This window comes from Marinomonas sp. ABL3_031 (genome assembly GCF_056161265.1).
Map to the genome: position 1 here is coordinate 56,557 of NZ_JBSWYU010000001.1, position 13,353 is coordinate 69,909.

12 protein-coding genes are annotated in these 13,353 nt (G+C 44.7%); 8 read left to right on the forward strand and 4 right to left on the reverse strand.

The features are described 5' to 3' along the window. Positions 1-47: 47 nt before the first annotated feature. Positions 48-938 carry an N-acetylmuramidase family protein gene (locus tag ACXAH2_RS00300; protein ID WP_475075720.1) on the reverse strand — a complete coding sequence of 297 codons (891 nt, stop codon included), beginning with the start codon at positions 936-938 and terminating at the stop codon, positions 48-50. A gap of 326 nt (positions 939-1,264) precedes the next feature. Between ACXAH2_RS00300 and ACXAH2_RS00305 the strand changes: the two genes are divergently transcribed. From ACXAH2_RS00305 to ACXAH2_RS00325, 5 genes are all read left to right on the forward strand, one after another. Beyond that, the gene (locus ACXAH2_RS00305) at positions 1,265-1,486 is read left to right on the forward strand and encodes a hypothetical protein (RefSeq protein WP_475075721.1); all 222 of its coding nucleotides are present in this window, start codon (positions 1,265-1,267) and stop codon (positions 1,484-1,486) included. 97 nt (positions 1,487-1,583) lie between these two features. Continuing rightward, a complete protein-coding gene (locus ACXAH2_RS00310; RefSeq protein ID WP_475075722.1) occupies positions 1,584-2,261 on the forward strand; it encodes a MotA/TolQ/ExbB proton channel family protein in 678 nt (225 codons plus the stop codon). After that, complete coding sequence (locus tag ACXAH2_RS00315) at positions 2,251-2,682, forward strand: ExbD/TolR family protein (RefSeq protein WP_475075724.1); 432 nt, start codon at positions 2,251-2,253, stop codon at positions 2,680-2,682. The genes ACXAH2_RS00310 and ACXAH2_RS00315 overlap by 11 nt, the downstream gene beginning before the upstream one ends. Continuing rightward, the gene (locus ACXAH2_RS00320) at positions 2,679-3,110 is read left to right on the forward strand and encodes an ExbD/TolR family protein (protein WP_475075725.1); all 432 of its coding nucleotides are present in this window, start codon (positions 2,679-2,681) and stop codon (positions 3,108-3,110) included. The genes ACXAH2_RS00315 and ACXAH2_RS00320 overlap by 4 nt, the downstream gene beginning before the upstream one ends. Further along, a complete protein-coding gene (locus tag ACXAH2_RS00325) occupies positions 3,107-4,180 on the forward strand; it encodes an energy transducer TonB (protein ID WP_475075727.1) in 1,074 nt (357 codons plus the stop codon). The genes ACXAH2_RS00320 and ACXAH2_RS00325 overlap by 4 nt, the downstream gene beginning before the upstream one ends. 93 nt (positions 4,181-4,273) lie before the next feature. On the opposite strand, the gene mltA is transcribed toward ACXAH2_RS00325, so the two are convergent. Then, positions 4,274-5,413 carry a murein transglycosylase A gene (gene mltA, locus ACXAH2_RS00330; protein WP_475075728.1) on the reverse strand — a complete coding sequence of 380 codons (1,140 nt, stop codon included), beginning with the start codon at positions 5,411-5,413 and terminating at the stop codon, positions 4,274-4,276. A gap of 122 nt (positions 5,414-5,535) precedes the next feature. Next, positions 5,536-6,126, reverse strand: coding sequence for a DNA-J related domain-containing protein (locus ACXAH2_RS00335; protein ID WP_475075729.1), 591 nt, complete (start codon positions 6,124-6,126; stop codon positions 5,536-5,538). Between the two features lie 105 nt (positions 6,127-6,231). Here ACXAH2_RS00335 and ACXAH2_RS00340 point away from each other — a divergent pair, with 105 nt between their 5' ends. From ACXAH2_RS00340 to ACXAH2_RS00350, 3 genes are all read left to right on the forward strand, one after another. Beyond that, positions 6,232-6,909, forward strand: coding sequence for a zinc metallopeptidase (locus tag ACXAH2_RS00340; protein WP_475075730.1), 678 nt, complete (start codon positions 6,232-6,234; stop codon positions 6,907-6,909). A 182-nt stretch (positions 6,910-7,091) separates the two neighbouring features. After that, positions 7,092-9,026: a bifunctional 2',3'-cyclic-nucleotide 2'-phosphodiesterase/3'-nucleotidase gene (locus ACXAH2_RS00345; protein ID WP_475075732.1), complete on the forward strand. Its 1,935-nt coding sequence runs from the start codon at positions 7,092-7,094 to the stop codon at positions 9,024-9,026. Between the two features lie 395 nt (positions 9,027-9,421). Then, positions 9,422-11,605, forward strand: coding sequence for a methyl-accepting chemotaxis protein (locus tag ACXAH2_RS00350; protein ID WP_475075733.1), 2,184 nt, complete (start codon positions 9,422-9,424; stop codon positions 11,603-11,605). 59 nt (positions 11,606-11,664) lie between these two features. Here ACXAH2_RS00350 and betA read toward each other — a convergent pair whose 3' ends face one another. Beyond that, entirely contained in the window at positions 11,665-13,332 is a 1,668-nt protein-coding gene (betA, locus tag ACXAH2_RS00355) for a choline dehydrogenase (RefSeq protein ID WP_475075735.1), read from the reverse strand. Positions 13,333-13,353: the final 21 nt, after the last annotated feature.

Here is a 13,353-nt window from a genome sequence, read left to right on the forward strand (position 1 = left end):
TGAGAAAGGGTCGTTAGGAGAGGGCAAGACATCGCCCTCGTTGGTTTTTAATCTGCATTGTGTTTGTCGTAAGCGGCTTGCAGTTTTTCGTCATAACGGTTTTCAGCGTAGCCTGGGCCGTTGTAATAACGAGCAAAAGTCGGCCAATCGAGGTTTTGAATGGCTTCAAGTAAGCGACTGTTAGATTTGATGAAGTGAACGAACGCAATAAGGTGATAACTTTCTGCAAAGAACATATCTCGTACAAAGCTTTCCACGTCGTCGTAGCCAGCGGCTTCATGGTTAAAGCCCATAATCTGATAGCGTCCGTATGAAGCCGACTTAAGTGCGGCGATACGATCCAATTGCATAGCCTTGTATAAGCGTTCGTATTCTTTCTCTCCGCCGACATAAAGGGATCTGTCCCACTTGGGGGAGGAAATATCGGGGTCGGACTCATCGAAACGATGATCGCTGTATTTGGAAAATTGATGGGCTTCAAACAGAATGCAGGGGGCATCGTTTTCGAAATAACCACTGCCTGACGACTCCACTTCAGAAACGGCTTTGATGGCGGCAACATCACAACTCAATAATTGTGAGGCTTGTTCAAAATCTTCTTCTTTCAGACCTTCTTCAGGTGTGATCTTAGGCAAAAAGAAACTGAGAGTGGGGGCAGACTCAACTAAGGCTTTTTTTAATGCTTTGTGTGTCATCCCATTGCAACTGATTAAGCCATCAGGGTTTTTAAAACCGACAATTTTACGTTGCATTAAAATGATGGCGAGACAAGTGCTGGACTCACTTTCGTCTGAGTTAATGTGACCGTCTTCTTCTAATGGTGCATCCAGCCCAATTTTATTTTGCAGGGTATTCAAGGCTTTTTGTACCGCCAGTACATCATCTGTTTGGTTGTCTCCACCAATACCAACAGAGGATGATAGATTCAGTTTAGACATGATTTTTCTCCCTATATGAGATGCTGATCGAGGCTAAAATGGTAAAAAAGCTGAGGGTGATTTTATTGGTGTGAGTGATTTATTCTTCGGGCAAATGGATGACAATGCCGATTTAAGCAATACCTCGGCAGAGATTTGTTTAACGCAAATGTGAGGATGGTATTTAAGAGGGTCATACAGAGGATTAGAAAATTACCTTACAGATGCCTATGTTGCTATCTGTATGATGGTTTTTCTGCTTGCCTGCCGCTGTTTTGATGACAAGGTTACCCCTATTATTTAATCACTACCTATTATTTTACGTACCAGATTTGTCGGGGGTTGGTATGGTTATTATTGCGATATTTCAGCATGTATCTGTTTGTTTTCAGCGTTATTATTCTCGTAAAAAATTAGCTTCTTTATCTCAGGCGTTACGAAAAGACATGGGAATTATGCAAGATAGTTTTGAGATGGAAGTGGATAAAGGATCGATTTGTCACCTTCTTAAAGAGCTCGTTCAGCCGCTTTGGTTTCAAGGGAAAAACAAGAAACAAAATAGTCGTTAAATGTAGAGATTACCTGACTTCCACAATTTTACTATTGAAAATAGGGGTGAGAATGAATACCATTTAATTTTGTATTTTTACTCACTTGGAGAGTATTGTGGAAGATTCAATTCAGCAAAAGATCATTGATTTCTTATTGGTCGGTGGACCGGTAGTATGGATTTTGATGGGCTTTTCTGTTGTGGCCTTGACGATCGTCTTGTTGAAATTGTGGCAATTTTCATCTCTGCGTGCCGAAAGTTTGAAAACGACAAATTTAGCGTTAGCGCAATGGCGTCAAAATAATCTAGACGTTGCATTTGAAGTGCTTCAACCCAAACGACCTATCGATGCTCTGGTGGCTTACACAATGCATTCCTTGGTAGCTGGGAAAGTGTCGGCTGAATTGATTCGTGAAGAAGTTGAGCGTCGCGCTATGAATCAACTAAATCAATTACGCTCCTTTCTTAGACCGCTAGAAATTATTGCTACTTTGAGCCCATTGCTGGGATTGTTAGGAACCGTATTGGGCATGATTACGGCTTTCCAACAAATGGAAGGCGCGGGCAACCAAGTGGATCCTTCTGTATTGTCTGGTGGTATTTGGCAAGCTTTGTTGACCACCGCAGTGGGCTTGGCGGTGGCCATTCCTGTGGTGACACTGCAAAGTTGGTTAGAGCGTAAGGTCGAGCGCATCGCTCACAATATGAATGATGCAGTGACGCAAATTTTTACCAGTGATAAAGCCAAAGAGCTTGTTGAAGAGGCAGAGAAAGAGATTTTACATGCCGCTTAAGCTGACCCAGCCGCGACGAAAAAATGCCATCAGTCTGACACCGCTTATCGATGTGGTATTTATTCTCTTATTGTTTTTTATGCTGACGTCGAGTTTTGTGCCTTGGCGAACAGTCGATACTCCTTTATCGGTCGCAGCGGACGCTCCTCAGCCTGAGAGTGAAGTAGATAACCTGATTCTGACCTTGAAGCTCAACGATAATCAGGTGTGGATCGGTGATCAAAAGATAAGCTTGAACGACGATTTGGCGTTTCAGGACTTGGTCACAGAACACAATCAAGGGGTGTTTATCATCAACGCTGAGCAAGGTGTTAGGTTACAGACCTTGATGCAACTCGCTGACCAGCTTAAAGCCAATGGTGCTGATAAGGTCTCCATCGCCAATGCGTTTGCTATGCCTGCTGAGTCGAAAGCGCCATGAAAATAGGTCAAAAGTACGCAGCACGTAAAGCGGCCAACGACGACAACATGGTGCCGCTGATTAACGTGGTTTTCCTTATGTTGGTTTTCTTTATGGTGGCCGGTCAAATTCAAAAAGCCGATCCTATCCCTGTTATGCCACCGGAATCCATTAATGATCATAGAGCTGAAACTGATCCAAGTGTTGCCATTTTTGTTGGTATGAATGGCGAACTGTTTGTAGAAGATCAGCCTTATCAAGTGGAAGAGGTGAAAGCGTATTTAGAGCGCCAGTTTAATTCCGCTGACGATCAACAAGCTTTTTGGGTGCAGATAAAAGCCGATGGTGCGATTCCCCTTGAAGAGCTTAGACCTATCTTCGATCAAATACGACAAGCAGGTCTTACCAAAGTGAGTTTAGCGACCCAACTTGAGCGAGGGCAGCCATGATAGGCCCTCGTCATTGGATTATTGCAGGTGGTTTGGCAGTTTCGGTACACGTTGCTGCTTTCTATTTGGCTTTTTCTGGTGACCAGTCTGAAGGCAGCCAAATGGAGGGCCTTAACGGTATTGAGTTTGACCTTGGCATGATGGGGGATTTAGGTGCCGCTACGCAAACCACTTTGGCACAGGAAGAAGTCCAAGAAGTTGAGGAAGAGATTGAAGAGCCTGTTGAAGAGGTAATAGAGGAAACGCCGCGAGAACCAGAGCCAGTAGTAGAACCAGAGTCTGAACCAGAACCTGTGATCGAACCAGAGCCTGTTGTAGAACCTGTGGTTGAACCTGATCCTGTGATCGAACCAGAGCCTGTTGTAGAACCTGTGGTTGAACCTGATCCTGTGGTGGAGCCAGAGCCTGTTGAAGTGAAACAGGATTCACCAATTGAAGTGGAAAAAGTAGAGCCTCAGCCAGAGCCCAAACCTGAGACCAAACCAGAGCCAAAGCCCAAAACCAAACCTGAGCCTAAGCCAGAACCCAAACCTGAGCCTAAGCCAGAACCCAAACCTGAGCCAAAGCCAGAGCCCAAACCTGAGCCAAAGCCAGAGCCCAAACCTGAGCCCAAACCTGAGCCCAAACCTGAGCCCAAACCTGAGCCCAAACCTGAGCCAAAGCCAGAGCCTGTTGCAAAAGCGGTGGCACAAAAAGTCGCTCCGCCATCTATGGCGAATATGAAGGCAACAACAGGGACGGGCAATGCTGCGACAACGGGCGGTAATACGGGGGCAAAAGCGACTTATTTTACTAAGCTTAAGGCGGTATTGGCGAAGAACAAACGTTACCCTCGTCAATCTCGACGTCGTAACGAAGAGGGTGTGGTGTCCTTGTCCTTTATTGCCTATGCAGATGGTTCGGTATCGGACGTCAAAATCACCAAAAGCTCAGGCTACAAACGCTTGGATAAGGCCGTGTTGAAAATGATTAGAACCGCTACGCCTTTGCCGAAATTTAGTGAGGATATGGAAGAAACTCAGCTAAAAATTAACATTCCGATCTCTTTTAAGTTAAGTGACTATCGCTGATTAAGTAACAGTCTTGGAATAGGAAAGCAGGTCGCAAAAAAGCCGCAACTCAGTCAAACTGTGTTGCGGCTTTTTATCGCGTAATGGATACCGTTACTTGGCGGGCAGCAACAGCCAGACTTTCCCAAAGTGTTTGAGTTGTCCTGCATGAAAGTGCGCTTCTTCCCCAATGCCCTGATACCAGTCAATATGACCTGGGCCTTTAATAGCGCCACCTTTGTCTTGTGCCAACAATAAGCGAAATTCGTGTCCAATCAACTCACCTGTTTGATCCAGCTTAGGCACTTGGGCCAATAAAATAGAACCCAAGGGGATGATGCTAGGGTCTACTGCGGCTGAATATAATGGCGTAAGGGGGACGTTGGCCGCCCCGACGGGCTTTTCTAATCCTTCACTGAAAAACAAATAGCTGGGATTGGTGGAAAGAATCTCACGCATTTTTTGAGGGTGTTCATCTAACCATTGGCGAATGCTCTGGGCAGAGATGTCGGCTTTGTCGATTTCTCCGCGCTCGATCAATTCTTTGCCAATGCTGCGATAAGGATGACCATTCACGCCACCCCAAGATAACAGTTTCTGTTCGCCATCCTCGTATTCGATCACGCCCGATCCTTGTACGTGCAAAAAGAAGTTATCGACCAAGTCAGCACTATAAGCAATCTCTAAACCTTGTCCTGCGAGAGCCTTTTCAAAGTCGATTGCTTCGCGGGACGGATAACGACCTTCGGCATCGGTCTGAGTTGGCTTGCGGTACAAAGGATAGCGAAATGTTTCGTCTGGCAAATGTCGAACGGGCATCACAGGCACATAATAGCCAGTGATCTGCACATTGCCACGCTTATCCTGACCAGCCAGTTGATGAGCCACGAGATGAGGTGTGTATTTTGGGTTGTCTAACCATAATGAAAGTTCGTAGGCCACATGCTTGAGATCGGCCAAATCCACTTGTGTGTCTTGCAGTTGAAATCGTCGTTCTGATAAGCGATTCAAATAGGCTTGTTGCTGCATCAGTCCTTCACGAAAGTTGTCTTCGGGGTAAGGCAAACCCGGTGGTAAACTCTCCTTTAAATACAGCTGATCTCGCTTTAATGCGGTGGTATCTCGGCCATTGTTTTCAAAATCATTAGAGTGATCGATTTCGTTAAAACTGCAAGCGGCGATAAGGGTGATACAGGCAAGACAAACAGGACGTATTACGAGACGAGAGCGGTGTAAAAAGCACGATATAGACATAACATTCAACTTATCATTCGGTGTTAGATGTAGGTCATTCAAAACATAGCGCGAATGACAGCGTTGTTTTATCTTGAATTTTTATGTCTACAAAAGCAATGTTTTAGGGGGCTTTTTACACTTTATGACTGGGCTTGCAGCATCAATTGTTCATACGCTTCTCGAAGACTGATGAAGGTTTCTTGATCACCGCCTCGGTCTGGATGGTATTGTTGAGCAAGTTTACGATATTGTTGTTTAATGCTGTTTTTACTAGGATTGTCTTCTGCTAGCTTCAGGGTTTTGAGTGCCATGCGGCGATCGCCGGAGTGAAAGATGCCCTTATAAAAACTATTGAGTAAACGCGCGACATCTGTTTCGTCAGTTTTTTCGTATTCACTCCAGTCTAGGTAATAAGCGGCAAGTTTGGCTTCGGCGCTATTGTTGATATCGGTATTTTCAGAAGTGGTTGTCTTTCGGGCACTGAGAAGGCGGATGCGTGTTGCTTCTATATTGAGCATCAGATTGTCTTCTTGCCATAGCTGGCTTTGCAATTGATACAAGGCATTCATGATTAAGAAATGCTGACGAAACAATTGTAGATTTGTATCATCTGCTAATTGGCTGAATTCAGGGAACTGACCCTGCAAAGATTTGAGAATATCAAACTCTTTTAGGCCATGAGGTCGCGCCTTCAGCATAGTAAGAATGGGGGCAATTAGCGGGTTTTTCATAATGGTCTCGCGTGTTGCTCGTTATTGGAAGTGTATGCTACGTGAGACAAAAGCGCCAAACCATTTGTGACACGTTGACAGTTTGCAGAGAATAAAGGCATAGGTATGTTGTGGGTTTTACTGATTATATTCGCTTTAATCTTGATCTTTGGCCCCAATATTTGGGTCAAGTATACCTTGAAGCGTTATGCGCAAGAGCGCAGTGACATTCCAGGCACTGGTGGGCAGCTTGCTGAGCATTTAGTAAAGCGTTTTGAGTTGGATCAGGTAGCTGTTGAAACCACCCAGGAAGGCAGTGATCATTTTGATTTTAAGCAACATGCGGTTCGTCTAAGCCCAAGTGTCCTCAATGGCCGTTCATTGACGGCAGTGGCGGTGGCGGCTCATGAAGTGGGTCACGCCATTGCTCATGAAAAGAAACAGCCTATTTCCCACTTGAGTTCCCGTTACCTGCCGCTGGCGCACGGTTTAAATCGTATTGCGGGTGCTTTGTTACTTGGTTGGCCGGTGATTTCCATTTTGTTGCATTTACCTTATGCCGTGCCTTTGCATGCGGCTGTGGTTGGTCTATCAGGTGTATTGGCGGTGTTTGTCCATCTGGCCATGTTGCCAGAAGAGTGGGATGCCAGTTTTAAAAAGGCCTTGCCTATCCTGGCGGAAGGAAATTATGTGCAGGCTGATGACCTGCCCAAGGTAAAACGCATTCTCACCGCTTGCGCCATGACTTACGTGGCGGCCGCTTTAATGCGTATCCTTTTTGTGTGGCGTTGGTTTCGGCGTTAATCTTGCGTGATACCACTTTGTGTAGACATCACTCCTGCTTTTAAGGTTAGCTAACAGAGCCATGAGTTTGTGATGCTTTCCCCTTGTCATAAAAAACTCATGAATTCATCACCTTTTCGTTTTATGATCAAAAAACTGACTATTTGGTAAGTATTGAATTTTTTCTTTGATGGAGTATTAACATGACGTTTGACCTATCTAAGAAGGTGGCTTTTCTGGCTTCTTCCTTAGCCTTTGCTTCCTTAGCGCAGGCTTCTACGATTGATTTACGCGTAATGGAAACCACGGATATTCATATGAATTTAGTGGATTACGATTACTACAGTGATAAACAAAGTGATGCAGTCGGTTTATCCCGTGTGGCTACTCTCATTAAAGCGGCGCGTGCCGAAGTGACGAATTCGGTTTTGGTCGATAATGGAGATTTGCTTCAGGGCACGCCATTGGGGGATTACCTCGCTAAAGGTCGTGTCTTGCGTTTTGGTGAAACACACCCAGCTTTTAAAGCCATGAACTTGTTGGATTACGATGTGGGTAACATAGGTAACCATGAGTTTAACTATGGCTTAGATTTCTTAATGAAGAGCTTGAGTGGTGCCAATTTTCCATACATTAGTGCCAACGTTTACGCAGATGATGGTGATGATGACGCGAGCAATGATCAGCCTTATTTCCAACCTTATTTGATTAAGCAAAAAACCTTAATGGATTCGGATGGCAAATCGCAAACAGTAAACATCGGCTACATAGGGTTTGTGCCGCCACAGATCATGACGTGGGACAAAGACAATCTTACCAACAAGGTCATTGCCAAAGACATTGTTGAGACAGCGAAAAAATACGTTCCAACAATGAAAGCTCAAGGCGCGGATGTCATCATCGCCATTCCGCACAGTGGCATGATGAATTCACCTTATCTGAAAGGGGAAGAACATGCGTCTTATCATTTGGCCAAAGTGGATGGTATTGATGCTATTTTATTTGGTCATTCCCATCGTGTGTTCCCGGGGGATAAAACCATTGCTCAATTTGACGGCGTAGACAATGAAAAAGGCACGGTTTATGGCAAGCCTGCGACCATGCCAGGTTTCTGGGGATCTCATTTAGGTGTGGTGGATTTAGTGCTAGAACCTGCAGGAGACGGTTGGAAAGTGGCCGATGGTAAAGCCGAAGTTCGCGCTATTTCTCGTCGTGAAGGTCGTAAGATTATTCCATTGGTGGAAGCCGATGTTGCCATTAATGATGCAGTAGAAACGGAACATGAAGGAACGTTAGCTTATATGCGCCGTAAAGTGGGTGAGTCTACCTCAGACATCAACAGCTTCTTTGCCTTGGTGCAAGACGATCCTTCTATTCAAATCGTGAATAACGCACAGCTTTGGTATGTAGAAAATATCGTTCGCGGTACCTCTTATGAAGGTTTGCCTATTTTATCTGCAGCCGCCCCTTTTAAAGCTGGCGGTCGTGGCGGTCCAGAATATTATACAGACGTACCAAAAGGTGACATTGCGTTGAAAAACGTGAGTGACTTATACATCTATCCAAATGATTTGAAGGTGGTGAAATTGACTGGTGCACAAGTGGTTGAATGGCTTGAACGCGCTGCAGGGCAATTTAATCAAATTGATGCCAAATCCAATACAGCGCAAGAGTTAGTTAACCAGTCTTTCCCAACTTATAACTTTGATGTCATCGACGGCATTTCATACAGTATTGATGTCACCCAACCGGCTCGTTACGATTCAGAAGGTAAGCTGGCGAATCAAAATGCACATCGTATTGTCAATGTGATGTTCCAAGGTAAGCCAATGGATATGACAACCGACTTCCTTGTTGCAACCAACAACTATCGAGCTGGCGGTGGCGGTAGTTTCCCTAACTTATCCGGTGACACCATAGTGATTGATGCACCCGATAAAAATCGTGATGTGATTGCAAACTATTTGTTAAGTCAGAAAACCATTAACCCAGCAGCCGATGGCAACTGGTCTTTCGCAGATTTTGGTCAGGCAAACGTTCTATTCACTACGGCTGTTAAAGCCAAAGAGGCGGCGGGCAGTAATATGATTTATCAATCCACCAACAAGGATGGTTTTGCGGTATTTGAATTGCAGTAAGTCTTTTCGTTCTGCGTGAAAGACATATCTCTCGAACCCAAAAAGCTTGCTAGTTGATTTAGCAGGCTTTTTTTATACGGTCATGATAGTAAGCATTCACTAATATAGATCATGTATTAATTTACCCGTTTTAATCAGAAAATTACAAATTCAACACAGAATCTCGTCGGCTTTGAGCATTTAATATGTGTGTGTTTAATCACTCACTATGGCATAAGCACATTGAATGAGGCGAGAACCCCTGAAAGGCTGTTGTCATAGTCCGCGAATGAATAGGTTATGTATCGATAAGCTGAACATTCGCAACTCGTACAGATGTAGAGGGCTAACGAATGACATTCAAACGAAAAATAATAATTATATTGATCTTAGTTGGGATACTCCCTGCATTGCTCATGGCGGCAATATCTCTATACGTTTCTTCTGGTGCCTTGAAGGAAACGGCCTACAGCAAGCTATCTTCTTTGCGTGAAGTAAAAAAAGATGCGGTGGAATCTTATCTAACGAAATTGGAAGAGGAAGTGTATTTGCTGTCCATCAGTCCTTTTATAAAAAGGGAAATGCCTTCCATCACGCAAGCCTATCAACAAGCGTTCAGTTCAGCACCAGAAACCATTCCTAGTGTTGATATCATGCGAGATGAACTTGTCAGTTATTATCAAAAGAATTTTGAGCCTGCCTTGGTGGAAGGCAGTAAAAATAGGTCTTTACCAACAATGGCCTCTTTGATCGAGGAAATGTCTGATACAGCAGTATTTTTGCAATACATTTATATCTTAAAAAATCCTCATCCTGTGGGGGAAAAGGATGCTTTGATTAATTCTCTGAATGGATTGAAGTACGACAAAGAGCACCAAGTAGTGCATCAGTATTTGGCGGAAATCCAGAAAACATCGGGTTACTACGATTTGTTTTTGATCGATACCAAAGGTGACATTGTTTACAGTGTCTTTAAAGAAGTGGATTTCGGAACCTCGCTTGAAAATGGCCCCTATAAAGATTCCGGTATTGCTAGGGCTTATCGAGAAGCCATGCAAGCCAAGGAAGGAGCTTATATTTTTAGTGATTTTTCTTTGTACACACCGTCTTTTAATGCGCCAGCGGCTTTCATTGCTTCTCCTGTTTTTGGGGACAATGGAAACCATTTGGGGGTGGTTGTCGCGCAATTTCCAATTGATAAGCTGAATGCCATCATGGGACAGAGAGTTGGCTTGGGAGAAACGGGTGAAACTTATCTGGTGGGTGACGATTTATTGATGCGTTCTGATTCTTATTTAAGCCCGGTCGATTTCTCTGTTCTTGGTTCTTTCCAAGCATTAGGTGATGACGGTAAAGTGGATACAGAGGCAGTACGACGAGCTTTTAATGGCGAAACAGCGACAGACATCATTATTGATTACAATGGCAATCCAGTTCTCTCGGCCTTTACTAAGTTAACGGTAAAGGGGTTGAATTGGGTTTTATTGGCTGAAATTGATGAGGCAGAAGCCTTAGCCAGCTATAAGATGCTCATTAATATAAGTGGCATTTTAATAGCGTCTGTTTTTGTGATTGTTTTGTTTGTTGCTCTGTTTGTTGCTCGTTTGGTATTGCAGCCATTGGGTGCTGAGCCTGTGCTAATGCAAGATATTGCGCGACGTATCGCAAAAGGCGATTTGAGCCTATTTACTGAGCCAGTAGCAGATAAGAAGAGTGTGTATGGTGCAATGGCGATGATGTCACATAATTTACGTCAATTGATCAACCAAATTCATGGTACGGTTTCCGCTCAGGTAACCACGTCCAAAGAACTGGCGAGTGTGGCGCAGACCACAAATGGCAATATTCAAACACAGCACAAAAATACCGCTCAGGTGGCATCGGCTATGCAAGAAATATCCGTTTCTGTTACTCAGGTGGTGGAAAATACTCAAACCGTATCTCAGTTAACGTCAGAAGCTAAAGAGCGTGTGGATTCGAGCGTCACTTCGGTGTCAACGGCCGCTCAAGATATTAATGCTGTGGCGGAACAACTAAAACAATCTCAGAAAACAATGGATGTGTTAAATCAACGTACCGCAGACATATCGGCTGTGGTGGAAACCATCCAAGGTATTTCAGATCAAACCAATTTGTTGGCACTCAATGCTGCGATTGAAGCCGCACGAGCTGGTGAGTCGGGCAGAGGTTTTGCAGTCGTTGCCGATGAAGTACGAACCTTGGCACAAAATACTCAGAATGAGACACAGCAAATAGCCTCCATTGTTGAGGGACTACAACAGGGAGCGAAAGATGCTCAAAATACGTTAGAAAGTAACGTGCATGAAGCAGAGCGTGTATCGTATCAAGCCCAAGGTACGATTCAAAAATTACAAGAAGCTGTTGAGTACGTTGATCGTTTAGATCAAATGACGGTGCAAATTGCCAGTGCTGCTGAGCAACAAGGGCAAGCAGTGAATGAGATAAGCCAAGGTATTGAAGAAGTAAGTCTCCTTTCTCAAGAAAATGAAAAGGCGATTAAAAATGTGTCTGGCTCAAGTGACTTGATTGCCAATCAATCGCTCAAGTTAAATGGCTTGATAGATAATTTCAAGTTATAGGTTTGGCATTAAACTCCATAAAAAAGACCAAGATACTCAGTATCTTGGTCTTTTTTTAACTAACGCTGTTTGGTCTCGTATTCAGGATGTATCCAAACCGCTGCGTCCAAGCTTGGTAATGGTGTTTTGCCGAGGATGATATCCGCGGCTTTTTCTGCCACCATGATGGTGGGAGCGTTCAAGTTACCATTGGTGATGGTTGGAAAAATGGACGAATCTACCACGCGTAAACTCTCCACACCACGAACGCGACAGGCTTCATCCAGTACCGCCATTGGGTCATTGTCTGCCCCCATTTTACAGGTACAGGATGGGTGATAAGCACTCTCGACGTTCTCTTTAACCCACTGATCAATGTCTTCATCGCTTTGTACGTTAAGTCCTGGCTGAATCTCTTCGCCACGGAAATCGTCCAGTGCCGATTGCTGAAGAATTTCACGGCTTAAGCGAATGGTGTCGCGCCAATCCTGTTTATCTTGTTCAGTCGAAATGTAGTTGAACAAGATACGTGGCTTGGCCGCAGGGTCAGCCGATTCAATCCATAATTTACCACGGCTCTCTGGTTTATTCGGGCCAACGTGGACTTGATAGCCGTGACCGTCAAAAGCAGAACGACCATCGTAACGCATCGCCGCCGGTAAGAAGTGGTATTGGATATTCGGCCATTTCAAGCCAGCACGAGAGCGAATGAAGCCACAAGATTCAAAGTGGTTAGTCGCTCCCAAGCCATCTTTGAACAAGATCCAACGAGTACCGATCAAGCCTTTGCTGATTAAGTCCAATTTACCGTTTAGGGTAACGGGCTGATTACAGCGATATTGGAAGTAGACTTCCAAGTGATCTTGCAAGTTTTCCCCCACGCCAGCTAGTTCTTGAACCACAGGAACACCTGCTTTCTCAAGTACGTCTTTAGGGCCCACGCCAGACAATTGCAACAATTGCGGGGAACCAACAGAACCTGCGGATAGGATGACTTCCTTATTGGCTTTTACTTGATGTAGCGTGCCTTTTCTACTGAATTCAATACCAACAGCGCGTTTACCTTCAAACAGGATTTTGTGACTCAGGACACCGGTTTTCAAGGTTAAGTTAGAGCGTTTCATCGCGCGACGCAGATACACATTGGAGGTAGAAGCGCGTACGCCGTTTTTCACCGTCATGTGCATTGGCCCAAAGCCTTCCTGACGAAAGCCATTGTAATCGTCGGTTTTGCCGTAGCCAGCTTGATCACCTGCTTCTATGAAAGCTTGGTAAAGCGGGTTATAGCTCATGTCGTTACCATTGTTAGTGGCTAACGGGCCTTCACCACCGCGGTACAAATCGGTACCGCCTTTCCAGGACTCGGCTTTTTTGAAGTAAGGCAGGCAAGACTGGTAGTTCCAGCCTTTCGCGCCATTTTCTTCCCACTCATCAAAGTCGCATGCGTGGCCACGCACGTACACCATGCCATTAATGGATGAGGAGCCACCTAACACTTTTCCGCGCGGGCAGTGCATTTCACGGCCGTCTAAGCCGGGCTCTTTTTCGGTGTGAAATTGCCAAGCGTATTTTTCTGTATTCATTGGGTAGGACAAAGCCGTCGGCATCTGGATAAAGATGCTTTTATCTGTTCCGCCCATTTCCAGCAGCAAAACCTTATGTTCACCAGTTTCTGTCAAACGGTCTGCCAGTACACAACCTGCTGAGCCAGCACCGACAATCACGTAATCGTAAGTTTCGTTTGCCATACTTTATTCTCTCTTACTCAG

Excerpts from the sequence above, each read along its gene's own strand:
- ACXAH2_RS00300 (WP_475075720.1), bottom strand. The coding sequence starts at position 938 with ATGTCTAAACTGAATCTATCATCCTCTGTTGGTATTGGTGGAGACAAC.
- ACXAH2_RS00305 (WP_475075721.1), top strand. The coding sequence starts at position 1,265 with ATGGTTATTATTGCGATATTTCAGCATGTATCTGTTTGTTTTCAGCGT.
- ACXAH2_RS00315 (WP_475075724.1), top strand. The coding sequence starts at position 2,251 with ATGCCGCTTAAGCTGACCCAGCCGCGACGAAAAAATGCCATCAGTCTG.
- ACXAH2_RS00320 (WP_475075725.1), top strand. The coding sequence starts at position 2,679 with ATGAAAATAGGTCAAAAGTACGCAGCACGTAAAGCGGCCAACGACGAC.
- ACXAH2_RS00325 (WP_475075727.1), top strand. The coding sequence starts at position 3,107 with ATGATAGGCCCTCGTCATTGGATTATTGCAGGTGGTTTGGCAGTTTCG.
- mltA (WP_475075728.1), bottom strand. The coding sequence starts at position 5,413 with ATGTCTATATCGTGCTTTTTACACCGCTCTCGTCTCGTAATACGTCCT.
- ACXAH2_RS00335 (WP_475075729.1), bottom strand. The coding sequence starts at position 6,126 with ATGAAAAACCCGCTAATTGCCCCCATTCTTACTATGCTGAAGGCGCGA.
- ACXAH2_RS00340 (WP_475075730.1), top strand. The coding sequence starts at position 6,232 with ATGTTGTGGGTTTTACTGATTATATTCGCTTTAATCTTGATCTTTGGC.
- ACXAH2_RS00345 (WP_475075732.1), top strand. The coding sequence starts at position 7,092 with ATGACGTTTGACCTATCTAAGAAGGTGGCTTTTCTGGCTTCTTCCTTA.
- ACXAH2_RS00350 (WP_475075733.1), top strand. The coding sequence starts at position 9,422 with ATGGCGGCAATATCTCTATACGTTTCTTCTGGTGCCTTGAAGGAAACG.
- betA (WP_475075735.1), bottom strand. The coding sequence starts at position 13,332 with ATGGCAAACGAAACTTACGATTACGTGATTGTCGGTGCTGGCTCAGCA.